Source organism: Pseudomonas sp. 58 R 12 (assembly GCF_900005865.1).
Classification (GTDB): Bacteria; Pseudomonadota; Gammaproteobacteria; order Pseudomonadales; family Pseudomonadaceae; genus Aquipseudomonas; species Aquipseudomonas tritici.
This window is the reverse complement of sequence record NZ_CVTP01000005.1, coordinates 48,349-71,429: the sequence shown is the minus strand read 5'-3', so window position 1 is coordinate 71,429 and position 23,081 is coordinate 48,349. Positions and strand designations below refer to the sequence as shown.

Below are 23,081 nucleotides of genomic sequence, written 5' to 3'. Positions count from 1 at the left end.
TCAACCGGCGACCGTCTCGCTCTCGAACAGACCCTGGCCCACGGTCTTGGCCTTTTGCAGATGCACCTGCGCCCCGCCGCTTTCCGATTCCAGCATCAGCTGCGACGTCACCACCTGCGCGCCACAATAGTCGAAGATCCCGTAGTCGATCTGCGTGCGCATTGCCTTGGCATAGCCGTGTCGGTCAAACGCATCGTCATCGGCGGCGCCCAAGGCCAGCAGGTGCACCTGTAAGTGCCGCAGTTTCTTCACCACCGGCGTATCGGGGCTGTAGTCGATCGCCCACCCATTGATGAAGACGCGGTCGATCCAGCCCTTGAGCAGGCCCGGCAACGACCACCAGTAAATCGGAAACGCCAGCACCAAGGCATCGGCGCGGTCGATGCGCGCCTGTTCGGCCAGTACGTCGGCCGGTGGCGTGGCGCGGCTGCGATGGACCAGATGGTCGGCAGCGGTGTAGCGCGGGTCAAAACCTTCGGCGGCAATGTCGGCGATTTCGTAGGTGTGACCCGCGGCTGTCAGGCCAACGGCGACTTGGGCAGCCACGCCATGGGTGAGGGATTGCGGGTCGTGATGAGCAACAACGATGAGTGCGTGCATGACATTGACTCCCTTTGGGGTTACGCTGGACTTAAGTTACGATTAGTAAGTTACTTTTGGTACATAAGCATGTCAAGCAGTGAATCCCCTACCCCACGTCGTCGCCTGTCCCGCGAAGACCGCCTGCGCCAATTGCTGGATGTGGCCTGGCACCTGGTGCGCGATGAAGGCACCGAAGCCCTGACCCTTGGCCGCCTGGCAGAACTGGCAGGGGTGACCAAGCCGGTGGTCTACGACCATTTCGTTACCCGTGCCGGGTTGCTGGTTGCGTTGTATGAGGATTTTGATGCGCGCCAGGATCGGGTATTTGCCAACGCCATAGCGGCCAGCAGCGCCACCCTTGAGGATCGGGCCTGGGTGATCGCCGAGTCCTATGTGGATTGTGTGTTATTGCAGGGCCGGGAAATTCCGGGGGTGATTGCGGCACTCAGCAGCTCGCCGGAGCTGGAAGCCCTGAAGCGCCAGTACGAGGCGATCTTCCTCGACAAGTGCCGCGCTGCGCTGTCGCCCTTTGGGCGCTTATCCCAGGCCGGTTTGCGGGCGATGCTGGGGGCTGCAGAGGCGCTGTCCCAGGCGGCAGCCAGTGGCGAGATCAGTCGTGAAGAGGCGCAGCAGGAGTTGTTGGCGACCATACTGGCGATGGTTAATCGCGGCCGCGTTTAGGTCATTGCTACTTGGGCTGTTGTGGCGAGGGAGCTTGCTCCCGTGGCGGCCTGATAGTCGCTCAAGCCCTATCAGGTGTAAATGAGGTTCAAATGTGGGAGCTGGCTTGCCTGCGATCGCGGTGATTCTGCCACTGAAAGGGTGACTGACAAGGCCACATCGCACTGTAGTGAGCGGGCTTGCCCCGCGCTGGGCTGCGAAGCGGCCCCAATAAGGCCGCCGCGTTTTTTCAGGTAGAACGCGATATCAGGATTTAGGGCCGCTTCGCAGCCCAGCGCGGGGCAAGCCCGCTCACTACAAGTGCACTTGGGCCACGACAACAAGCGAGTCAGTGCCCAGCCACAAACAACTGAACCTTGCGCGCCAACTGATCAAGGTGCCGATCGCGCTGCTTTTCCGCATCCACCATCGCTCGCTTGCCGTGCTTTTGCAGCAGGTACGTATGAATCTGCCGCACTTCGAGCGAGTTGTAGATCGCTGCCACGTCCAGCACGCCCATCAGGCCATCGGTGCCATAGTCCCGCGTGTTCATCAGCACCTGGGTGCCGCGCGCGCCGCGCACTTGAAAGCCCATGCCTTCAAACGCCGGCACCTTTTCCACTGAGCACGCCAGCTCCGCATGGGGATAACGACTCAACACGTCGCGCATCATCGCGCGTGCCACACCCTGGCGCCGGTAACCGACTTGCACCGCCATGAACGCGACGCCACAGGCCTCGGGGTCATCCTTCACTGGCAGAGACAGCACAAAGCCAATGACCTTTTCCGGGTCTTGCGCATCGGTCGCCACGACCAACTCGACGGCAATGCCCTTTGAACCGTTCAGTGCTTCCAGGTACAGGTGCACTTCAAAGCCGGTGGCGTATTGGTAGATGTTGTACAGCAGGTTGCTCGGCGGCAGCCCCACGCTGCTGATGTCGGTGAGGTTGTCCACCACCATCTGCAGGATCTGGCCATTCACAGGCTCGGGGCACGGTGTGGTGTAGCGGGTAAGGCTGAACATGCAAATTCCTGGGTTTAGCATCAAGGCAGCGGCGATTGTACCCGTTGCAGCCTGCACACCTCACGCAAACATCCGCGCAACCAGCGATGGGCAAGGTCGGCATCCAGCCTGGGGTGCCAGAGCATCGCCACGGTAAACGTGGGTAACGCCAGCGGCAGCACAAAGGTGTGCAGCCCTTCACGTTGATGGACGGTGTAGCGCTCGGGCACGCTGGCGATCAGGTCGGTGTCGCGAGCCAGGGCAATGGCGGTGGCGAAACCGGCGACGAGGGTACTGATCTGCCGCGTGAGGCCCATGGCTTCAAGTACGTCATCGATCTGCCCCCGCGCCTGGCCACGGCGCGATACGTAGACATGCTGGCCACTGACATAGCGTTCGACAGTCACCTCGCCCTGGCTGATCGGATGGCCGCTGCGCACTACGCCAACCAGACGGTCACGAAACAATGCCTGGGTCAGCACTTCCGGGCTGGCGGCGGGGTCGACCACGCCGGTTTCCAGGTCGACACTGCCTTCACGCAGCAACGCGCTGGCTTTATCGGTCTTGTTGATGAACCGCAGGCGCACGCCGGGTGCATCCTGAGCGATGCGGGCGAGCAACGCCGGGCCGAAGTTTTCGACGAACTCTTCGCTGGTACGCAAGGTAAACGTGCGTTCGACCTGAGCCATGTCCACCGATTGCACAGGGCGCAGCACCGCAGTGGCCTCCTGCACCAGGCGGCTGACCTGTTCGCGCAGCTCCACTGCCCTTGGCGTCGGCACCAAGCCGCGCCCGGCGCGCACCAACAACGGGTCGCCGGTGGTTTCACGCAAGCGTGCCAACGCACGGCTCATCGCCGAAGGGCTCAGGCACAAGCGCCTGGCCGCGGCGGCGACGCTGCCTTCGGCAAGCAATACATCCAGAGTGACCAGCAGATTGAGATCGGGCATCGGCGTTCCTTATCAGGCGTTACGCGCAGGTATTAACTGCAACCCATGCGTCTTCCGCCATGTTAGGCCACGCCGTAGATTTGCGACAGTTGCCTTCATTCAAGGATTCCCCATGCATAACGCCTCACGCGGCAGCCTCGTCAGCCTGTCGCTTTCCATGTTGCTGGCCTCCCTCGGCACCAGCATTGCCAACGTCGGCCTGCCCAGCCTGGCGCGGGCGTTCGATGCGTCTTTCCACGCCGTGCAGTGGGTGGTGCTGGCCTACCTGCTGGCGATCACGGCGGTGATTGTGAGTGCCGGACGCCTGGGCGACCGACTGGGCCGTCGACGGTTGCTGCTTGCGGGGCTGCTGCTGTTCGCCGTGGCGTGTGGGCTGTGCGGCATGGCACCTGCGCTTGAATGGCTGATTGTCGCGCGCGTCCTGCAAGGGTTGGGCGCGGCAGTCATGATGGCGATGGCGTTGGGGATGGTGGGTGACACGGTGACTAAGCAACGTACGGGGCGAGTGATGGGCTTGCTGGGCACGATGTCGGCCGTCGGTACCGCCATGGGGCCCAGCGTCGGTGGTGTGTTACTGAGCGTCTGGGGCTGGCGCTCGATATTCCTGGTCGGCGTTCCGCTGGGGTTGATGGCGGTCGCCCTCGCCTATCGTTATTTACCGGTCGATCGGCAGCATGAGCCATCGTCCACCGGCTCAAACTTCTGGTCGGCATTGCAGGACGCCTCGTTGCGCGCCGGCCTGGCCATGAGTGCCTTGGTGGCCGCCGTGATCATGGCCACCTTTGTGGTGGGGCCGTTTTATTTGTCCCGTGGCCTGGGGCTTGCGCCTGAGTGGATGGGCCTGGCCATGGCGGTCGGGCCGTGTATCGCGGCCGTGACCGGCGTACCCGCCGGCCGCCTGACCGACCGCCTCGGAAGCCGACGCATGACACTCGCCGGGCTGGGCGTGCTGGCCTGTGGCGCACTGCTGCTGTCATTCACCTCGGGGCTGTTCATGTACCTGGGTGCGCTGGTCATTCTGACCACCGGCTACAGCCTGTTCCAAGCCGCGAACAACACCGCTGTAATGAAGGATGTGCAGCCAGCGAACCGAGGCACTGTCTCCGGCCTGCTGAACCTGTCGCGCAATCTCGGCTTGATTGTCGGCGCGTCGGCCCTCGGCGCGGTGTTCGCCTGGGCCACGCCGGAGGTGACTCACGCCACCGCGCAATCAGTGGCCAACGGCCTGCACGTCACCTTCGGCGTGGCGCTGGGTGTGATCCTGCTCGCAGGTGCGATACGACACAGACATTGACAAGATAAAATCGTAACGACTATTGTCTGACAACCTGATCAACAAGGTTGTCCCATGCTTGAGCTCCAGCGCCCCGATTCGCTTGTCGTACGGGTTGTCAGCGCGATTCGCGCAGAAATCGAATCCGGCCAATTGCCGCCTGAGTCGCGCCTGCCCACCGAACAGCAACTGGCCGAACAACTCAACGTCAGTCGCTCCGTGGTGCGTGAAGCCATTGCTCAACTCAAAGCCGACGGCGTGATCACCGCCCGCCGTGGCCTGGGTTCATTTATCTCGCAGACGCCCGCCGGCACGGTGTTCCGTTTTCCTCAGCAGAACGGACGTCGCGCTGACTTGGCGCAAATGTTCGAAGTGCGCCTGTGGATCGAAACCACGGCCGCCTCGATTGCCGCCCAACGCCGCGACGACGCCGACCTGCAACGCATGAAGAGCGCCTTGCAGGACATGCAAGACAACCGCGACAACTTTGAAGCAGCGGCGCTGGCCGATGTGGAATTCCACCGCGCCATCGCCGACGCCAGCAAGAATGACTACTTCGTGGCCTTCCATGACTTCCTAAGAAGCCAATTGGCCAGTGCGCGCAAAACCGCTTGGGAAAACTCGGCATCGCGCTTTGCCAACGGTTCTGCCGACGCCACTGAGGAACACCAATTGTTGTACCAGGCTATTGCAGACGGCGACGCCCAACGCGCCGCGGCCAGCGCCGAAGCCCACTTGCGTGCGGCGGCGCGGCGCCTGCAACTGGAATTGCCGGCCACCCATTGACCGATTAACCCTTTTTACAGCGTGTCCCTGACACGCCATTTTTTTAACAAAACCATTAGTCTGACAACCTGATAAGCAGACCGAAATGTGCACGCTTGGGGACTTCACACAATGATTCATGACTTTTGCATTATCGGCGGCGGCATCATTGGCCTGGCCACCGCAATGGAGCTGCTCAAACGCCAGCCCGGTGCCTCGTTGGTGATCGTCGAAAAAGAATCGGTGCTGGCCAAGCACCAGACCGGCCACAACAGCGGTGTGATCCACGCCGGCATCTACTACGCGCCCGGCAGCCTCAAGGCCGACTTGTGCAAGCGCGGGGCCGAAGCCACCAAACAGTTCTGCACCGAACACGGCATCAAGTTCGAGGTGTGCGGCAAGCTTTTGGTCGCCTCAAGCCCACTGGAAATGCAGCGCATGGAAGCCCTGTACGCGCGCGCCCAGCTCAATGGCATGAAGGTCGAGCGCCTGGACGCCGAGCAGTTGCGTCAGCGTGAACCGAACATCGTCGGCCTGGGCGGGCTGTTTCTGGATGCCACCGGCATCGTCGATTACCGCCAGGTGTGCGAGACCATGGCCCAAGTGATCCGTCGCAGCGGCGGCGAGATCTGCCTGGAACGCACCGTCACCGCCATCCACGAAGACACCGACAAAGTCACCGTCAGCACCCGTGGTGAAACCTGGCAGGCGCGCCACTTGGTGGTGTGTGCCGGGCTCCAGTCCGACCGCCTGGCGACCCTGGCCGGGGTAAAGATCGACCACCAGATCATCCCGTTTCGCGGCGAATACTTTCGTCTGCCGGCGTCGAAAAACAACATCGTCAATCACCTGATCTACCCGATTCCCGACCCGGAGCTGCCGTTCCTCGGCGTGCACCTGACCCGCATGATCGACGGCAGTGTGACCGTCGGCCCCAACGCCGTGCTGGGCCTGGGCCGCGAGAACTACCGCAAGTTCTCGGTGAACTGGCGCGACGTGGCGCAATACGCCCGCTTTCCCGGTTTCTGGAAAACCCTCTGGCAGAACCTCGGCTCCGGCACCACCGAGATGAAGAACTCGCTGTTCAAGTCCGGCTACCTCGCGCAATGCCGCAAGTACTGCCCGTCGCTGACCCTTGACGATTTGCTGCCCTACGAGGCCGGTATCCGCGCCCAGGCAGTGATGCGCGACGGCAGCCTGGTGCACGATTTCCTGTTCGCCCAGACCCCGCGAATGCTCCACGTATGCAACGCGCCCTCACCCGCCGCCACCTCAGCCATGCCCATCGGCGCGATGATCGCCGACCGCCTGTTCAAGCCCGAGTAACACCCGCCAATACGCGTCCATTTGACAATAACTATAAAGACCCAGAAGGAAGTACAGCATGACGGCATCAACCTCCATCCCCACCACGGAAACGCCCGAACAGACCCGCAAGCGCCTGCGCAAAGTCGCCGCTGCCACGATCTTTGGCTCAATGCTGGAGTGGTATGACTTTTACCTGTACGCCACCATGGCGGCCATTGTGTTCTCGAAGATCTTCTTTGATAACAGCGACCCGAAGACCGCCACGTTGATGGCCTTTTCCACCTTTGCCATCGGCTTCATCGCGCGTCCATTCGGCGGCATTCTGTTTGGCTACCTGGGTGACAAGTTCGGCCGCAAGCAAGTGCTGGTGCTGACTTTCTGCCTGATGGGCGTGTGCACCACGCTGATCGGCCTGATCCCCAGCTACGCCTCTATCGGCATCTGGGCGCCGATCGTGCTGGTGTTTATCCGCATCATCCAGGGCCTGGGCGCCGGTGCCGAGCTGTCCGGGGCGGCGGTGACCTCCTATGAACACGCCTCCCAGGGCAAGCGCGGCAGCCAGGGTGCATGGCCGGCGCTGGGCCTGAACCTGGGCCTGTTGCTGTCATCGCTCACCGTGTACCTGCTGACCATCAACGGCAACGAATTCCTGCTGGCCGGCGGTTGGCGCATTCCGTTTATCTGCAGCATCGTCCTGGTGGGTGTCGGCCTGTGGGTGCGCAACAGCATTCCGGAAACCCCGCAATTCAATGAGCTGAGCAAAGCAGCGACTCAGGAAAAAGCCTCGCCCCTCAAGGCCTTGTTCAAGAACGACCTGAAGGGCCTGGCCGTGGTGTTCTTCGTGGCCATCGGCTACAACGCGCTGAGTTATATCTTCAAGACCTTCTCCCTGGCGTACCTGACCCAGTTCAAAGGCGTGGATGTGCACGTCACCTCGCTGTCGGTGACCATCGCCAGCCTGATCGCCATCGTCGCCGTGCCTTGTTTCGGCTGGCTGTGCGACACGTGGAGCAGCAAAACCGTGCTGGTGCTCGGCGGAGTGTTTTCGTTGCTGTTCGCCTACCCGTTCCTGGCCCTGCTCAACACGGGCGAAAGCCTGATGATCTACATCGCCATTGGCGTGGGCACCGGCATTCTTGCGCCGATGATGTTTGCCCCCCAGGGTTCGTTCCTGAGCCGACAGTTCCCCACCCAGACCCGTTCGTCAGGCTTTGGCACCGGCCGCGAAATCGGCACGGCCATCGCGGGAGGCCTGGCGCCACTGGGTGCCTTGTCGATGGTGGCGGCCTCGGCCACGCATTCCACTGATGGCGTTGTGATCATCCTCGCCATTTCTGCAGCGCTGGTGGTGGTGTTCGCTTTGTGCGATCAGGGCCGTAAACACTCGGCATTCAAAAACTAAAGGAAAAAGTTCGGACTAACGGGTGCATGGATGCACCCGGATCGCGCATCATGGGCACTTTCAAGCTCAAGGGTAACGTCCATGCGCGTTCTGTCATTGATGATGGGTCTTACGACGCTGGCCGCCACTACGGTGTTCTGCGCCAGCGCGATGGCGAATGAAGAAAGTCAGCTAGTCCAACAGATCAACCAATACCGCAGCCAGGTGCAACGCTGCGGTGACCAGGGTTCCCAGGAACTGCCACCGCTGGCCAGCGACACGCGATTGGTGCTGCCCGCCAACAATGTGGGCGACTTGCAGCAAGCGCTGGCGCGGGCCGCGTACCCGATGGTCAACGTACAGGCCATCAGCCTGTCGGGGCCCAAGGATGCGCAGTCAGCCATGAAGGCCGTGCGCGAAAGCTTCTGCCGTGTGGTGCTGGACCCGCAATTTGTCGACATCGGCGTGAGCAACAGCGGCCAGGACTGGCGCATCGTGCTCGCCCGCCCGCTGCTGACCAGCGGCCTCGGCGATTGGCAGACCGAAGGTAAGCAATTGCTCAACCTGATCAATACCGCCCGCGCCCAACCGCGCCAATGCGGTACCCAGGCGTTTACCGCGACCACGCCATTGTCCTGGAATGAAGACCTGGCCGGCGCCGCCAACAGCCATACGCGCAACATGGCCAACGGTAACTTCTTCGACCACCTCGACCACGACGGCCGTACCCCCGGCGACCGCGCCGAACTGGCCGGGTACACCGCGAAGACCATTGGCGAAAATATCGCGGCCGGCCTGGACACCCCGCGCAAGGTCGTGGACGGCTGGCTTGCCAGCCCGGGCCATTGCGCCAACCTCATGAACCCGCAATTCCGCGAGCTGGGTGCGGCCTATGCGATGGACCCGAAGAGTGACGCAGGCATCTATTGGACGGGGGTTTTCGGCGCGCAGTAAAGGCGGTACTGGCAGATTGAAATGCAGGGAGCATCAAATTGCCATCTCATGGATAATCCCGCTGAACTGGCAGCGGCCGTCCCGGTCTGTAGCTTGGCAGCCTGATGTCTGGGGCAAATGAATAGACCGAGGCAAACAAGGTGCTCTTGCAATGATGAAATGGCTGCAAAGCAGCAGCGACATGGCTGAGCGGGTTCGCCAGCATGATTGGGCGAAAACGCCCCTGGGGCCGCCGGAGCAGTGGCCGGACGTGCTCAAGACCACCGTCGCGTTATGCCTTGCCTCGAGTTTCCCCCAATCCATCGTGTGGGGGCCTCAACTGACCATGCTGTATAACGACGCCTTCATTCCGATCCTCGGCGATAAACCCGATGCATTGGGCCGCCCGTTCAGCGAAGTCTGGCGTGAGGTCTGGGCCGATGTCAGCCCTATCGCCAACGCAGCATTCGAAGGCCGTGCCACTTACATCGAGAACTTCCCGCTGCAGATCGAGCGCGGCATGGGTGTCGAACAAGCGTACTTTACCTTTTGCTACAGCCCCATCCGTGATCCCAAGGGCAATGTGGTGGGCATGCTCGATACCGTCACCGAAACCACCGCCACCGTATTCCTGAACCGCCGCCTGGCCGTGTTGGACGCCGTGGGCAGCGCCGTGGCCAATGCCACCGATGCGCAAAGCATCATGTCGATCACTACGCGCCTGCTTGCCGAGCACCTGCAAGTTTCCAATTGCGCCTACGCCGATATGGACGACGATGAAGACGGCTTTACCATTCGTGGCAATTGGGCCGCGCCCGGCTCGCCAAGCATCGTGGGGCGCTACAGCCTGGCCTCGTTCGGCGCAAGGGCGGTGCAACAACTGCGCGGCGGTGAACCGTTGGTGGTCGAAGACAATCGCATTGAGTTCGCCCCCGAGGTTGCCGCCAGCTATCAGGCCCTGGGTGTGCTGGCGACGGCGTGCTTCCCACTCATCAAGAACGGCCGCCTGACCGCCTTGATGGCCGTGCACCACAAAACCGCCCGGGCCTGGTCGCCTTATGACCTGGCATTGGTCGGCGAAGTCACCGAGCGTTCCTGGGCGCATATCGAGCGGGTGCGTGCCGACGCCGCCGTACGCGAAGGCCTGGCCGCGTTCACCGAGCTGAACGCTACCCTGGAACAACGCGTGCAAGAGCGCACCGCCGCCCTCACCCAAGCCGAAGCCGCGCTGCGCCAGTCGCAGAAGCTGGAAGCCATCGGCCAATTGACCGGTGGCGTGGCCCATGACTTCAACAATTTGTTGACCATCATTCGTTCGTCCGTGGATTTCCTGCGTCAGCCCGGGCTCTCCGAGGCGCGACGCCAACGCTATATGGGCGCGGTTTCCGACACCGTCGAGCGCGCCAGCAAGCTCACTAGCCAACTGCTCGCCTTCGCCCGGCGCCAACCCCTTAACCCGGAAGTCTTCGATGTCGGGCAACGGGTCAAGAACATCGGCGAAATGCTCGAAAGCGTCACCGGCGCGCGTATCCATGTACAGGTGCAACTGCCAGAGCAGCCTTGCTATGCGCGTGTCGACACCAGCCAATTCGAGACCGCACTGATCAATATCGCCCTGAATGCCCGGGATGCGATGGACGGCCAAGGCACCCTGACCTTGCACGTGGCCAATGTGGACGCGATGCCGCGCATCCGCGGCGATGAGCAAGTACGCCAACCCTTTGTAACCGTCTCCTTGGCTGACACAGGCAGCGGTATTCCGGCTGACACCTTCGAGCGCATTTTCGAGCCGTTCTTTACCACCAAGGCTGTAGGCAAAGGCACTGGGCTGGGGTTGTCCCAGGTATTCGGGTTTGCCAAGCAGTCCGGCGGTAACGTTGACGTGGCCAGCCACCCAGACCGGGGCACGGTGTTTACCCTGTACCTGCCCGAAGTCGCGCCGCAGGTGACGCCCCACACACCGACACCGACAGGCCAGCCACTGCCCCAAGATACGACCCAGCGCCATATCCTGATCGTGGAAGACAACCTGGAAGTGGGCCGCTTTGCCAACCAGATCCTGCAGGACCTGGGTTACCAGACCACCTCGGCCACCGATGCCGAACAGGCACTTGCGCTGGCCGGTGCGGATGCCCTGGCATTCGATGGGGTATTTTCGGATGTAGTGATGCCTGGCATGACCGGTGTGGCAATGGTCAAAGTCCTGCGTCAACGGCGCCCGGACTTGCCGGTGGTGCTCACCTCCGGCTACAGCGAAGAGCTGGCCGAAAGTGGCTATGAAGGCGTCGAGTTCCTGGCCAAGCCCTACTCCGCCGACCAGGTTGCGCGGGCGCTGAGCAAGGCAATGCTCTAGAAGCGGATAACATCGTGCGCTTCTGTGGCGAGGGAGCTTGCTCCCTGGCCACAGTTTGCTTTGCGCCCTGCGTCTACTCCGCCACCGCCACCTGATTGCGACCTTGCGCCTTGGCGCGGTACAGCGCCTTGTCGGCGGTATGCATCAGGCCGTGCAGGTCTTGGTCCTGGGCATGGGTGGACGCCACGCCCAGGCTGGCGGTCAACCCTTGCACGGGTTCAGAGGCCAGGCTGGAAATGGCCTTGATCAGTTGCTCGGCAATACCCCGCGCCGTTTCCAGCGAAGTATTGGGCAGCAATACCGCAAACTCCTCGCCACCCACGCGCCCATATACGTCAGCTTTGCGAAAGGACGCGCTGATCACCCCGCCAATCTGTCGCAACACCTGGTCACCGGTCTGGTGGCCGTAGGTGTCGTTGATTTCCTTGAAGTGGTCCATGTCCATCATCAGCGCACACAGCGGCTGCTGGTGATGGCGGCATTGTTCATACAACCGCTGGGCATGTTCGAAAAACGCGCGACGATTCATCAGGCCGGTGAGTTCATCGGTCTGTGCGGCGCGCGTGGAGATATTGTGGGCGCGTTCCATCTGCCGGGTCAGGCGAAACGCCTTTTCCAATGCGTCGGACAACTTGCGCGTGGCGCTGACGACAAAGGTGGAGAACACCAATACGGCGATGGCCACGCCCACTTGCATCGAAGACGGCTGGAACAGCAGCCACAGCGTACAGGGCAGCAGCACCAGGCCCATGGAGGCCAGGGTCATGTAACGATAAGCCGAGTAACAGGATACCGCGCTGACCGACATGCCCACGGTAAACAACATGACCAGCACCTGGGACAGGCGATCATCCGTCGGCATCACCGCCAAGGCGCCGAGGCCCCAGATCCCGGCGGAAAACACCAGCGTCATCCAATAACGGCGCTCCCACCGATCCGGCGTGCGCTCGGCGTTGGGGCAGCGAAACCACTCTACAAACATCTTGACGCGCAACAGCGATGAGCCCGCCAACACCACCAGCCAGACCAGGATGACCTGATGGTCAAACCGGTCCCAGCAGAGCCAGCAGAGCATGACCGCTGCCAGGAAACTGCCGAGAATGGCGGCAAATGACTGCCGAAACAGCTGGTGCAAACGGTCAGTTCGCACCTGCTCCTCTATAACGCAATCCTGGTCCTGCCCACGCCCAAGGCCATTCATGAAATCCGCCTGATCTGCTGCCCTCGACAATGGCGCTATTGTGGCACTCTGCCACTACCATGGACAACAGAATCCAGCACGGTAGAGCCTTTAAAGCGTTTCTGGCCGCAGAATCAGCACCCCAAGTGGCGGCACGTTCAACCTCAGCGACAGCGGTTGACCATGAAGTGGTTCATCTTGGGTAAACACCTCGCCACCGTTCCCATAATTGGAACCTGCGTACATGTCGGCGTCGCTGTTGATCACCTCACTCCAACGCCCGCCAAACGGCACACCAACTTGATAGCCCTCACGCGGCACCGGGGTGAAGTTGGCCACCACCAGCACCGGCTTGCCGTCCTTGCTCCAGCGCAGCCAGGCATAGACGCTGTTGATCGCATCGTCGCCAATCAGCCACTGGAAGCCCTGCGGCGCGTCGTCCTGCTCATGCAGGGCCGGCTCCTCCCGATACAAGCGATTCAAATCGCCGACCAGCTTCTGCACGCCCTTGTGTTCCGCGTACTGCAGCAGGTACCAGTCCAGTTGCTGATCGTGGTTCCACTCGCGCCACTGGCCGAATTCGCAGCCCATGAACAGCAGTTTCTTACCGGGGTGCATCCACATGAACGCCAGGTAGGCGCGCAGGTTGGCAAACTTCTGCCAGCGGTCGCCGGGCATCTTGTCGATCAGCGAGTGCTTGCCGTGCACCACTTCATCGTGGGAGATCGGCAGGATAAAACGCTCGGACCAGGCATACACCAGGCCAAAACTCAGTTCGTTGTGGTGATGGGCGCGGTACACCGGGTCCTGCTGGATGTAATGCAGGGAATCGTGCATCCAACCCATGTTCCATTTGTAGTTGAAGCCCAGGCCGCCCTGTTGGGTCGGCTGGCTCACGCCCGGCCAGGCGGTGGACTCCTCGGCAATCACCAAGGCGCCCGGCGCTTCCAGGGCCACCACATCGTTGAGGTGACGCAGGAAGTCGATGGCTTCGAGGTTCTCGCGTCCACCATGGCGGTTGGGCACCCATTCGCCGGCCTTGCGTGAATAATCGCGGTAGAGCATCGACGCTACGGCATCAACGCGCAGGCCGTCGATATGGAAATGCTTGAGCCAATGCAGGGCCGAGGCCAGCATGAAGCCATGCACTTCAGTGCGACCCAGGTTGTAGATCAGCGTGTCCCAATCCTGGTGGAAGCCTTCCAGCGGGTTGGCATACTCGTACAGCGCGGTGCCGTCGAATTGCGCAAGGCCGTGGGTATCCGTCGGGAAATGCGCCGGCACCCAGTCGAGAATCACGCCAATATCGGCCTGATGCAGCGCATTGACGAAATAGGCGAAATCTTCCGGCGAACCGAACCGCGCCGTCGGCGCGAATTGTGACAACGCCTGGTAACCCCAGGAGCCGCCGAACGGATGCTCCATGATCGGCATCAGCTCGATGTGGGTGAAGCCCAGTTGCTGCACGTAGGGAATCAACCGCGCAGCCAGCTCGCGCCAGTTGTATTGGCGGGCGACTTCGCCGGCCTCGTCCAGTTCGCACTGCCATGAGCCCACGTGCAACTCGTAGATCGACAGTGGCGCCGTGGATTTTTGCTTTTCAAGGCGTGACTGCATCCACTCGTGATCCTGCCAATCGACCTGCAGGGGTTCGGCAACCTTGGAGGCGGTGTCGGGTGGCAGTTGAGTGGCCAAGGCCATCGGGTCGGCCTTGAGCGGCAGGATCCCATTGGCGCCAAGTACTTCATATTTGTAGGCCGCCCCCGGTTGCAGGCGTGGGATAAAGATCTCCCACACGCCAGAAGGATGGCGCAGGCGCATCGGGTGACGGCGACCGTCCCAGACATTGAAGTCGCCCACCACCGATACGCGCCGCGCATTCGGTGCCCATACGGCAAAGCGCACACCTTGCACGCCGTCGACCGTGGTCACTTGGGCACCAAGGCAACTGCTGAGGTCGCGGTGATTGCCTTCGGCAAACAGGTAAAGGTCCATTTCACCGAGCAACAGTTGCTGAAAGCTATAGGGGTCTTCGGTGATCTGTTCACCCCCGGCCCACTGGATTTTCAACAGGTACGCCTGGCGTGTAGCGAAGTGCCCGACAAACAACCCCGGTACCTGGCTCGCGTCCAGGCTGCCGATCTGCTCGCCACTGTCACGCGCCAGTACCTGGACGCTCAAGGCCTCCGGCAGGAAGGCGCGGATAAACTGGCCGCCGTGCTCATCATCATGTGGCCCGAGAACCGAGAACGGGTCATGGTGTTCGGCGCGTACCAGTGCGTCGACGTCCTTGGACGCCGGCAGTGCAGTCAACTTCGGTTGCAGCGGTTCTTTATGTGTAAAGCTCATGACGATTCCCCACCGCGTGCAGTTTTCGATATTGGTGTCAGCCCACTCAACAGGCCGTGTAACCCTTGCAAGGGCACCGGCAACCAGGTCGGGCGGTTTTCCGCTTCGTAAGCCACTTCATACGCGGCCTTCTCCAGGCTGAACAAGGTCAGCGCTGCGTCCTGGCCTTTGGCATCCTGCCAGTCATGCGCCAGTGTAGACGTCGCTGACTGATAAGCCTGGATAAAGGCCTGGCGTGCTTCTTTCAGGTAACGGTCGGTCACACGCTTGCGCGATATGTCCGCTTCGGGTGAGTGATCCACCCCTTGTACATTCAACGCCATGGCCGCCGCGTAATCGAAGGAGCGCAACACGCCGCTTACATCTTTATACGGGCTGTGCTTGCCACGTCGTTCGTGCAGCGGTCGTGCCGGTTCGCCTTCAAAGTCGATCAGGTAGGCATCGCCCTTCACCACCAGCACCTGGCCCAGGTGCAAATCACCATGGACGCGGATGCGCAACCCGCCTGCCGTGGCTTTCGCCAGGGCTTGAACATGGCTGGCGATGGCCTTTTTCTGCGCCAGCAAATCACTGACCAGCGCTTGATCCGCAGGGTTCAAATGGTTTTGATGCAGCTTTAGCAACTGCAGCGCGCGGTCCAGCTGCGCGCCGACATCCTTGGCCCAGGCCTGGGTGTCTTTAACCGTGGTCACTTCGGGCTTGAAGTCTTTGTCTGTGGTTTTTGCACCCAGCACCACGTGCATTTCACCCAGGCGCTGGCCGAGCAATCCGGCAAAGTCGGCCAGTTCGCCCAGGGCGTTGTAGTGCTGTTCCTGCTCCGAGATGGCTTCGGCAAGCTCGTCGCGGATCGCCCGTTCCAGGTTGTTCTGCGTCCAGCTCCATGCATCGCCCTGGTTGCTCAGGTAACCCTGGGCAATCATCAGCAAGTTGTCTCGGCCGTCGGCGTCGCGGCGAATCACCGAACCCAGCAACGGCGAAATATTCGGGTAGTCGGCTGCGGTGAGGTAGGCGCTCATTTCCAGCTCCGGGTGCACACCGGCGCTGACTTTGCGGATCAGCTTGAGCACCAGGCCCTCGCCCACCACCACTGAGCTGTTGGACTGCTCGGCGGACAAATAACGCACTTGTGCTTCGTCCGTCAGTTGCAGCGCGTCCAGATGTTTGGTGGCCTCAAACCGCAGGTCGCCTTCGCTGGAATTGAGCACCGTGCCGGCCTGCAAGCCCTGGATCACCGCGCGGATGAAGTGCTCAAGGCTGAACGCGTCGGTCACCAGGCCCACCTCGCGTGCCCGACGCACACGGGCCATCGCGAGTTGCTGCGGCAATGCGCTGGTTAACTGGTCCTCACCAAGGAAGCCAAACGGCAATTGATAGCGACTGACCTGACCACCCGCGGTCACCTCCAGCTCGCTGAGCAGTACCGGGTGTTGCGGGTCGCCAAAACGTACCCCATAGGCAATGCGCACGCTGTCGATAGCCGTGTCCTTGCCGGCAAACCAGCGGCGCTTAGGCAGCCAGGCCGGGAGCGCGGTCTGCTCCAGCGACGTGCGGCAGGGTTCTTCCAACAATTCTTCCATACGCTTTTTCAGTACCAGTGTGGTGAAGTCCGGCATGCCTTGAACAGGCTCCACATGCCAGCTGGGCATTTGATTCTCGGCCGCCAATACAAACCAATAGAAACCATAAGGTGCCAGGGTCAGCAGGAAATTCAGTTGGCCGATGGGCGGGAAGGCATTGCCGCCGAGCATCTCCACCGGGACCATGCCAGCAAACGCCGACAGGTCCAGCTCCGCCGCCTGGGCACTGCGCGACACGTTGGCCACGCACAGGATGATCTCGTGGCGCCCGTCTTCGCCGGTGAATTCGCGGGTATACGCGAGGATGCGGCGGTTGCTCGGCGAGAGCATTTTCAAACTGCCACGGCCAAACGCCTTGGACTGCTTGCGCACCGCCAGCATGCGCCGGGTCCAGTTGAGCAACGAATGCGGGTCCTGGGCCTGGGTCTCGACGTTGACCGACTGATAGCCATATTGCGGGTCCATGATCGGCGGCAGCACCAGGCTGGCCGGGTCGGCGCGGGAAAAGCCGCCGTTGCGGTCGATGGACCATTGCATCGGCGTACGCACGCCATCGCGGTCGCCGAGGTAGATGTTGTCGCCCATGCCGATTTCATCGCCGTAATACAGGGTCGGCGTGCCAGGCATCGACAACAACAGGCTGTTGAGCAGCTCGACACGGCGACGGTCTCGCTCCATCAACGGCGCCAGGCGACGGCGAATGCCCAGGTTGATGCGCGCGCGGCGGTCGGCGGCGTAGTAATTCCACAGGTAATCGCGTTCTTTGTCGGTGACCATTTCCAGGGTCAGCTCATCATGGTTGCGCAGGAAGATCGCCCACTGGCAATTGGCGGGAATCTCCGGCGTCTGGCGCAGGATGTCGGTGATCGGGAAGCGATCTTCCTGGGCCAGCGCCATGTACATGCGTGGCATCAACGGGAAGTGGAAGGCCATATGGCATTCGTCGCCGTCGTCGCCCTTTTTGTCACCGAAATACAGCTGCGTATCTTCCGGCCACTGGTTGGCTTCGGCCAGCAGCATGCGGTCCGGGTAATGCGCATCGATCTCCGCACGGATCTGTTTGAGCACATCGTGGGTTTCGGGAAGGTTTTCGTTGTTGGTGCCGTCGCGTTCGATCAGGTACGGGATGGCATCCAGGCGCAGGCCGTCAATGCCCATGTCCAGCCAGTAACGCATCACCGACAGCACGGCTTTCATCACTTGCGGGTTGTCGAAGTTGAGGTCCGGCTGGTGGGAATAGAAGCGGTGCCAGAAGTACTGGCCGGCGACCGGGTCCCAGGTCCAGTTGGATTTCTCGGTGTCGAGAAAGATGATGCGCGTACCGTCGTATTTCTGGTCGTCATCCGACCATACGTAGAAGTCCCGCGCCGCCGAGCCCGGCTTGGCCTTGCGCGCACGCTGGAACCAAGGGTGCTGGTCGGAGGTGTGGTTGATCACCAGCTCGGTGATCACTCGCAGCCCGCGCTTGTGCGCCTCGGCGATGAAGCGCTTGGCGTCGGCCATGGTCCCGTAATCGCTGTGCACGCCCCGGTATTCGGCGATGTCGTAGCCGTCATCACGGCGTGGCGAAGGATAGAACGGCAGCAGCCAGATGGTGTTTACACCCAGGTCGGCGATGTAGTCGAGCTTGGCGATCAGCCCGGGGAAGTCACCGATGCCGTCGTTGTTGGAGTCGAAATAGGATTTGACATGAACTTGGTAAATCACCGCGTCTTTGTACCAGAGCGGGTCTTTGATAAAGGTGGCAGCGTTGGGTTTCTTCGCCATTGGAAACTCCTGGAAATTCTGAAAAAACCGGCTGAATGAACGCGGTTTAATGTGGGAGCTGGCTTACCTGCGATAAGGGTGTGTCAGCACAGCACGTGTTGACTGATGTACCGCTATCGCCGGCAAGCCAGCTCCCACAGTTGATCTTCACTTGGCTCAGGATGTGGTGATACGCCATATTCCAAACGGCATCTGCGGATCAAGGCGCATCCACTGGGTCTTGCCGTACCAGGTCCAGCGATGGCCGTTCATCAGGTCTTCGCCCTGCGTCTCGGCATCATCCGGCAACCCCAACTCCCACAGAGGCAACTCGAAACTGGCCTCCTGCGCGTTATAAGGGTCAAGGTTGACCGCCACCAGAATGAAGTTGCTGCCATCCTCACTGCGCTTGCCGAAATACAGGATGTTGTCGTTCCAAGCGTTGTAAAGCTTCAAGCCCAGGTGCGTTTGGAGCGCCGGGTTTTGCCGGCGTATGCGATTGAGCTGAGCGATCTCGGCGATGATGTTGCCGGGGGCGGTGAAGTCTCGCGGGCGGATCTCGTACTTCTCTGAATCCAGGTATTCCTCTTTGCCTGGCACCGGCGCCGCTTCGCACAATTCAAAGCCCGAATACATGCCCCACAGGCCCGAACCCATGGTGGCCAGCGCAGCGCGGATCAAAAAGCCCGGGCGGCCTGACTCATGCAAAAACGGCGGATTGATATCCGGCGTATTGACGAAGAAATTCGGCCGGTAGCATTCGCGCCATGGCGACGCGTTCAACTGCGTCAGGTATTCGCTCAGCTCGGCCTTGGTGTTGCGCCAGGTGAAATAGGTGTAGCTCTGGGAATAACCGACCTTGCCCAGGCGCGCCATCATCGCCGGCGTGGTGAACGCTTCCGCGAGGAAAATCACGTCCGGGTATTTGGCGCGCACGTCGCTGATCAGCCATTGCCAGAACGGCAGCGGCTTGGTGTGCGGGTTGTCGACTCGGAAGGTTTTCACGCCCTCTTCCACCCAACCCACCACCACGTCGCGCAGTTCGGTCCACAGGCCTGGGATCGCGTCCGCCGCGTAAAAATCGACGTTAACAATGTCCTGGTACTTTTTCGGCGGGTTTTCCGCGTATTTGATCGTGCCATCCGGGCGCCAGTTGAACCAACCCGGGTGCTCCTTGAGCCACGGATGGTCCTGGGAGCACTGGATGGCGAAGTCCAGGGCGATTTCCAGGCCATGGTCGGCAGCGGCGTGCACCAGGCGACGGAAGTCATCGCGGCTGCCCAGTTGCGGGTGAATGGCCTCGTGGCCGCCCTCTTCGCTGCCAATCGCATACGGGCTGCCCGGATCATCAGGGCCAGCCGTCAGGGAGTTGTTCTTGCCTTTGCGGTGGCTGCGCCCGATCGGATGGATGGGGGGGAAGTACAGCACATCAAACCCCATGTCATGGATCATCGACAGCCGCGAGTGCACATCATTAAAGGTGCCATGACGCGCAGGATCGTCAGTGATCGAGCGCGGAAACAGCTCGTACCAACTGGCGAACAGCGCGGCCTCGCGCTCCACATCAATCGGGTACACAGCGCTGATGCTCAAATAGGCGCGGTGATCGGCCTGGGTCATCAGATGTGCACTGTCTTCGTGCAGGAACTTCGCGACTTGCTCGGTTTCCAGCAGGCCGGAGAGTTCGTGGTGCAGCAGCATCAGGCGGTCGCGCAGTTCATTGTCGCTGCGTTCGGCGGCCTGCAGCACCAGGCTGCGGCCTTCCTGCAACTCCAGGCTGACCGGTACGCCGGCTTCATGCTTCTTGCGCAACTCGTAGCAGAAGCTGGCGAAGGTATCGATCCAGGCTTCAATGCAATATTCGTGGGGGCCTTGCTGGCTGACGGTGAACGCGCCCTCCCAGCCATTGTTGCCGACATCGGTCATCACCACGCTGTGCCAGCTCTCTTCCTGCAGCGGGCGCCAGCGGATCAGTACGGCGAGCTTGTCATGGCCGTCGGCGAACACGGTGCTGGTGACATTGACCCTTTGACCCACCACCGCCTTGACGGCGAATTCGCCGCCGTCAATCACGGGGGTGGTGCTTTCGATAGCGATCCTGGGCAGCAACAGTGCCTGGGACAGCGGCAATATGGCGTTTTCTGGAACCTGTGTTTCAGCAGTCATCGAGCATCTTCCCCTTACGCCCTATGGACGCTCTTTGCTTGATCCGAATTCTGATGCGGCCATGCTCTCCCTGATCAGGGCCGCTTATAGGTCCGAGCCTGCGCCGCTGTTAAAAGTTCAGGTGAATGTGTCGCCACTGGGCGGGAATCAATTCGGCCCGGCGGCTGTCCACCGCTGGAGCCAAGCACAAAGGAGGCCACACCGATGAATATCCCAATCCCGGCTGAAACGCCGGACCCAAATATCGACAACCCGACCCTGCCGCCCACTGAGCCGGCGCCCATTCCGGAAAAGGAGCCGCCAGAAAATGAGCCGCCGCCGGTCGAAGAACCGCCGACGACCATGCCCCCGGTGATCGTCAGTCCTTCTCGAAACGCTTGACGATTTTCGGCATCACGCTGAACACCACCAAGGCCAGCAATGTGCTCAGAACCGCTGTCGATTCCCGGCCCAACCCGGCCGAGACCCCAATCGCAGCGGTCATCCACAAGCCGGCTGCGGTGGTCAGGCCTTTGACATGGCCCTCTTCATCATCCTTGCCCTTGATGATCGTGCCAGCGCCGAGGAAACCGATCCCGGCGATCACGCCCTGTACCACCCGGCTCATGGCATCCGCCTGATTGCCAGACATCTGCGGCACCATCACGAACAGCGCAGCGCCCAACGCCACCAGCATGTGTGTGCGCACCCCGGCGGCCTTGCCCTTGCTCTCTCGCTCAAAACCGAGAATGCCACCGAGGATCGCGGCGATCAGCAAGCGCACAGTGATCTGGGTGAGCTGCCTGGCGTCGCCGATGTCGGCAAATTCGGCCTGCAGGGTTTGCCACACTTCATGCCACCAAGCGTCCATCTCAGCTGTCCTTCGTCATTGTTGGTAAAGGATGGACAGCGGCGACCGCCAGTCAGTTGCCTGGAACCCCTGCGCGCCGCCGTCCCCTAACCTTCTATAGCTCACAAAACAGGAGATTGGCATGCCCATTCGTATCGAAAACCAACTGTGCTACTTCATGCTTGATGACAACGGCCAGGAACAGAGCGTGCCAGCGACCCGGGTCAATATTGTTACCGACCTCGAAAAAGCCATGTCTTATGTAGAATTGGCGGCCGAGCGGATCTATATCACCGAAGCCGAGGCAGACGCGCTGACGGTCGCGGGCGCCCACGATGGGCGTCAACATGTAAAGGCCGACAAGCCTGGTTCGTTGATTTAATTGATCTGCATCAGCACATCCCGCACAACGCTGCGCCCCTTGCTCCACGGGGTGCAGCACATTGTCGCAGCGACTCCCCCATAGCCCATCTGATCCGCTTTTTATCGTCCTAGCTGAGTCTGTTATGCAAACAGAGCCACGCGCATAGTTCATCCGCCTGATGGAGGCTGATGAGCGAACGACCATGAGCGAACGAATCCCCACCGTGGAAACCTTTGAGCCCATACACCCAAAGAAGGTGAAGGCCAAATCCAGCGACACCTTGATTCATACCCGCAGCTTTACCGGCCTGTTCCGCACCTTGCGCGTGTGCGGTGCAGGCATTCTGTTCCTGGCCTTTTTCGGCACTGTGTGGCTGAACTGGGGTGGCAGGCAGGCGGTGCTGTGGGACCTGGCGGAAAGTAAATTCCACATTTTTGGCGCCACGTTCTGGCCGCAGGACTTCATCCTGTTGTCGGCATTGTTGATCATCTGCGCCTTCGGCCTGTTTGCGATCACCGTCTTTGCCGGCCGCGTGTGGTGCGGCTATACCTGCCCGCAAAGCTCCTTTACCTGGCTGTTCATGTGGTGCGAGAAGGTCACCGAAGGTGAGCGCAACCAGCGCATCAAGCTGCAAGCCGCGCCCTGGAGCCTGAACAAGCTGGCGCGACGCTCGGCCAAACACACGATGTGGCTGGGCATCAGCGTGCTGACCGGGCTGACCTTTGTCGGCTACTTCACCCCCATCCGCCCGCTGGCCGCCGAATTGCTGACCTGGCAAATGGGCGGCGTCAGCCTGTTCTGGGTGCTGTTTTTCAGCGGCGCCACCTACCTCAACGCGGGCTGGCTGCGCGAAGCGGTGTGCATGCACATGTGCCCGTATGCGCGTTTCCAAAGCGTCATGTTTGATAAGGACACCCTGACCATTTCCTACGACGTGGCCCGCGGCGAACACCGTGGCCCGCGCAAACGTGAGGTCAACCCCGCCGACGTCGGCTTGGGCGATTGCATTGACTGCCAACTGTGCGTGCAGGTCTGCCCGACCGGTATCGACATCCGCGACGGCCTGCAAATGGAGTGCATTGGCTGCGCGGCGTGCATCGACGCCTGCGATTCGATCATGGACAAGATGGGCTACGACCGAGGTTTGGTGAGCTACAACAGCGAACATCAACTGCAAGGCGGCAAGACCCACCTGCTACGGCCGCGCCTGATCGGCTACAGTGCCGTGCTGTTGGTGATGATTGCAGCGTTGGTGGTGGCGTTGGTGGAGCGGCCGATGGTGTCGCTGGATGTGACCAAGGACCGTGGCATGTTCCGTGAGAACGCCCAGGGCCTGATCGAAAACATCTACAGCCTCAAGGTGATCAACAAGACCCAACAACGCCAGGACTACCGCCTGGCACTGGTGGACGCCGATGGCTTCCAGCTGCAAGGCAAGACCGAGATCAGCCTGGCGCCGGGGGAAATCAGCGATGTGCCGGTGTCGGTGGCCTTGCTGGCGGATAAACCGGCGAGCAGTTCGCAAACCCTGCGCTTCAAGGTGACGGATGTGGATGAACCGTGGATCTACAGCGCGGCTGATAGCCGCTTTGTGGCGCCGCTGAATCGCTGAGACCTGTCAGGCACTGAAGATCCAATGTGGGAGCTGGCAAGCCAGCTCCC

18 protein-coding genes are annotated in these 23,081 nt (G+C 61.2%); 10 read left to right on the top strand and 8 right to left on the bottom strand.

The features are described from left to right. Complete coding sequence (locus tag BFP95_RS02245; RefSeq protein ID WP_065889758.1) at positions 1-600, bottom strand: NAD(P)H-dependent oxidoreductase; 600 nt, start codon at positions 598-600, stop codon at positions 1-3. Positions 601-669: 69 nt separating this feature from the next. On the opposite strand from BFP95_RS02245, the gene BFP95_RS02240 reads away from it, so the two are divergent. Further along, positions 670-1,263 carry a TetR/AcrR family transcriptional regulator gene (locus tag BFP95_RS02240; protein ID WP_065909168.1) on the top strand — a complete coding sequence of 198 codons (594 nt, stop codon included), beginning with the start codon at positions 670-672 and terminating at the stop codon, positions 1,261-1,263. Between the two features lie 328 nt (positions 1,264-1,591). On the opposite strand, the gene BFP95_RS02235 is transcribed toward BFP95_RS02240, so the two are convergent. Beyond that, complete coding sequence (locus BFP95_RS02235; RefSeq protein WP_065889756.1) at positions 1,592-2,266, bottom strand: GNAT family N-acetyltransferase; 675 nt, start codon at positions 2,264-2,266, stop codon at positions 1,592-1,594. 20 nt (positions 2,267-2,286) lie between these two features. Next, positions 2,287-3,195: a LysR family transcriptional regulator gene (locus BFP95_RS02230; RefSeq protein WP_065889751.1), complete on the bottom strand. Its 909-nt coding sequence runs from the start codon at positions 3,193-3,195 to the stop codon at positions 2,287-2,289. Between the two features lie 112 nt (positions 3,196-3,307). Between BFP95_RS02230 and BFP95_RS02225 the strand changes: the two genes are divergently transcribed. From BFP95_RS02225 to BFP95_RS02200, 6 genes are all read left to right on the top strand, one after another. Continuing rightward, positions 3,308-4,489, top strand: coding sequence for an MFS transporter (locus BFP95_RS02225; RefSeq protein WP_065909166.1), 1,182 nt, complete (start codon positions 3,308-3,310; stop codon positions 4,487-4,489). 54 nt (positions 4,490-4,543) lie between these two features. Next, on the top strand, positions 4,544-5,254 hold the full coding sequence (locus BFP95_RS02220; RefSeq protein ID WP_065876308.1) for a FadR/GntR family transcriptional regulator: 711 nt from the start codon (positions 4,544-4,546) through the stop codon (positions 5,252-5,254). A 111-nt stretch (positions 5,255-5,365) separates the two neighbouring features. Further along, a complete protein-coding gene (gene lhgO / locus BFP95_RS02215) occupies positions 5,366-6,559 on the top strand; it encodes an L-2-hydroxyglutarate oxidase (protein WP_065876309.1) in 1,194 nt (397 codons plus the stop codon). 58 nt (positions 6,560-6,617) lie between these two features. Continuing rightward, positions 6,618-7,943, top strand: coding sequence for an MFS transporter (locus tag BFP95_RS02210; RefSeq protein ID WP_065881514.1), 1,326 nt, complete (start codon positions 6,618-6,620; stop codon positions 7,941-7,943). A gap of 81 nt (positions 7,944-8,024) precedes the next feature. After that, on the top strand, positions 8,025-8,876 hold the full coding sequence (locus BFP95_RS02205; RefSeq protein WP_065876311.1) for a CAP domain-containing protein: 852 nt from the start codon (positions 8,025-8,027) through the stop codon (positions 8,874-8,876). A gap of 151 nt (positions 8,877-9,027) precedes the next feature. Further along, positions 9,028-11,208 (top strand): ATP-binding protein, encoded by a 2,181-nt coding sequence (locus BFP95_RS02200; RefSeq protein ID WP_065909164.1) that lies wholly within the window; start codon positions 9,028-9,030, stop codon positions 11,206-11,208. Positions 11,209-11,281: 73 nt separating this feature from the next. Here the strand turns inward: BFP95_RS02200 and BFP95_RS02195 are convergent, their stop codons facing one another. From BFP95_RS02195 to BFP95_RS02180, 4 genes are all read right to left on the bottom strand, one after another. Beyond that, positions 11,282-12,409: a GGDEF domain-containing protein gene (locus BFP95_RS02195; RefSeq protein ID WP_083207214.1), complete on the bottom strand. Its 1,128-nt coding sequence runs from the start codon at positions 12,407-12,409 to the stop codon at positions 11,282-11,284. Between the two features lie 90 nt (positions 12,410-12,499). Then, positions 12,500-14,737: a 1,4-alpha-glucan branching protein GlgB gene (gene glgB, locus BFP95_RS02190; RefSeq protein WP_065909159.1), complete on the bottom strand. Its 2,238-nt coding sequence runs from the start codon at positions 14,735-14,737 to the stop codon at positions 12,500-12,502. Beyond that, entirely contained in the window at positions 14,734-18,081 is a 3,348-nt protein-coding gene (gene treS, locus BFP95_RS02185) for a maltose alpha-D-glucosyltransferase (protein WP_065909157.1), read from the bottom strand. Before treS ends, glgB begins: the two co-directional genes overlap by 4 nt. 156 nt (positions 18,082-18,237) lie before the next feature. Further along, entirely contained in the window at positions 18,238-20,226 is a 1,989-nt protein-coding gene (locus tag BFP95_RS02180; protein WP_065909155.1) for an alpha-1,4-glucan--maltose-1-phosphate maltosyltransferase, read from the bottom strand. Positions 20,227-20,430: 204 nt separating this feature from the next. Between BFP95_RS02180 and BFP95_RS29740 the strand changes: the two genes are divergently transcribed. Next, positions 20,431-20,607 (top strand): hypothetical protein, encoded by a 177-nt coding sequence (locus BFP95_RS29740; RefSeq protein WP_175403076.1) that lies wholly within the window; start codon positions 20,431-20,433, stop codon positions 20,605-20,607. Here the strand turns inward: BFP95_RS29740 and BFP95_RS02175 are convergent. After that, positions 20,585-21,076 (bottom strand): MgtC/SapB family protein, encoded by a 492-nt coding sequence (locus BFP95_RS02175; RefSeq protein WP_065876317.1) that lies wholly within the window; start codon positions 21,074-21,076, stop codon positions 20,585-20,587. The genes BFP95_RS29740 and BFP95_RS02175 overlap by 23 nt on opposite strands. A 121-nt stretch (positions 21,077-21,197) precedes the next feature. Here BFP95_RS02175 and BFP95_RS02170 point away from each other — a divergent pair, with 121 nt between their 5' ends. Next, a complete protein-coding gene (locus BFP95_RS02170; RefSeq protein WP_065876318.1) occupies positions 21,198-21,437 on the top strand; it encodes a DUF3203 family protein in 240 nt (79 codons plus the stop codon). 184 nt (positions 21,438-21,621) lie between these two features. After that, entirely contained in the window at positions 21,622-23,031 is a 1,410-nt protein-coding gene (gene ccoG, locus BFP95_RS02165) for a cytochrome c oxidase accessory protein CcoG (protein WP_065909154.1), read from the top strand. Positions 23,032-23,081: the final 50 nt, after the last annotated feature.

Coding starts and splice junctions, on each gene's coding strand:
- BFP95_RS02180 (WP_065909155.1), bottom strand. CDS start 20,226: ATGACTGCTGAAACACAGGTTCCAGAAAACGCCATATTGCCGCTGTCC.
- BFP95_RS02240 (WP_065909168.1), top strand. CDS start 670: ATGTCAAGCAGTGAATCCCCTACCCCACGTCGTCGCCTGTCCCGCGAA.
- ccoG (WP_065909154.1), top strand. CDS start 21,622: ATGAGCGAACGAATCCCCACCGTGGAAACCTTTGAGCCCATACACCCA.
- BFP95_RS29740 (WP_175403076.1), top strand. CDS start 20,431: ATGAATATCCCAATCCCGGCTGAAACGCCGGACCCAAATATCGACAAC.
- BFP95_RS02170 (WP_065876318.1), top strand. CDS start 21,198: ATGCCCATTCGTATCGAAAACCAACTGTGCTACTTCATGCTTGATGAC.
- BFP95_RS02245 (WP_065889758.1), bottom strand. CDS start 600: ATGCACGCACTCATCGTTGTTGCTCATCACGACCCGCAATCCCTCACC.
- BFP95_RS02235 (WP_065889756.1), bottom strand. CDS start 2,266: ATGTTCAGCCTTACCCGCTACACCACACCGTGCCCCGAGCCTGTGAAT.
- BFP95_RS02210 (WP_065881514.1), top strand. CDS start 6,618: ATGACGGCATCAACCTCCATCCCCACCACGGAAACGCCCGAACAGACC.
- BFP95_RS02205 (WP_065876311.1), top strand. CDS start 8,025: ATGCGCGTTCTGTCATTGATGATGGGTCTTACGACGCTGGCCGCCACT.
- BFP95_RS02225 (WP_065909166.1), top strand. CDS start 3,308: ATGCATAACGCCTCACGCGGCAGCCTCGTCAGCCTGTCGCTTTCCATG.
- BFP95_RS02200 (WP_065909164.1), top strand. CDS start 9,028: ATGATGAAATGGCTGCAAAGCAGCAGCGACATGGCTGAGCGGGTTCGC.
- BFP95_RS02195 (WP_083207214.1), bottom strand. CDS start 12,409: ATGAATGGCCTTGGGCGTGGGCAGGACCAGGATTGCGTTATAGAGGAG.
- lhgO (WP_065876309.1), top strand. CDS start 5,366: ATGATTCATGACTTTTGCATTATCGGCGGCGGCATCATTGGCCTGGCC.
- BFP95_RS02220 (WP_065876308.1), top strand. CDS start 4,544: ATGCTTGAGCTCCAGCGCCCCGATTCGCTTGTCGTACGGGTTGTCAGC.
- BFP95_RS02175 (WP_065876317.1), bottom strand. CDS start 21,076: ATGGACGCTTGGTGGCATGAAGTGTGGCAAACCCTGCAGGCCGAATTT.
- glgB (WP_065909159.1), bottom strand. CDS start 14,737: ATGAGCTTTACACATAAAGAACCGCTGCAACCGAAGTTGACTGCACTG.
- treS (WP_065909157.1), bottom strand. CDS start 18,081: ATGGCGAAGAAACCCAACGCTGCCACCTTTATCAAAGACCCGCTCTGG.
- BFP95_RS02230 (WP_065889751.1), bottom strand. CDS start 3,195: ATGCCCGATCTCAATCTGCTGGTCACTCTGGATGTATTGCTTGCCGAA.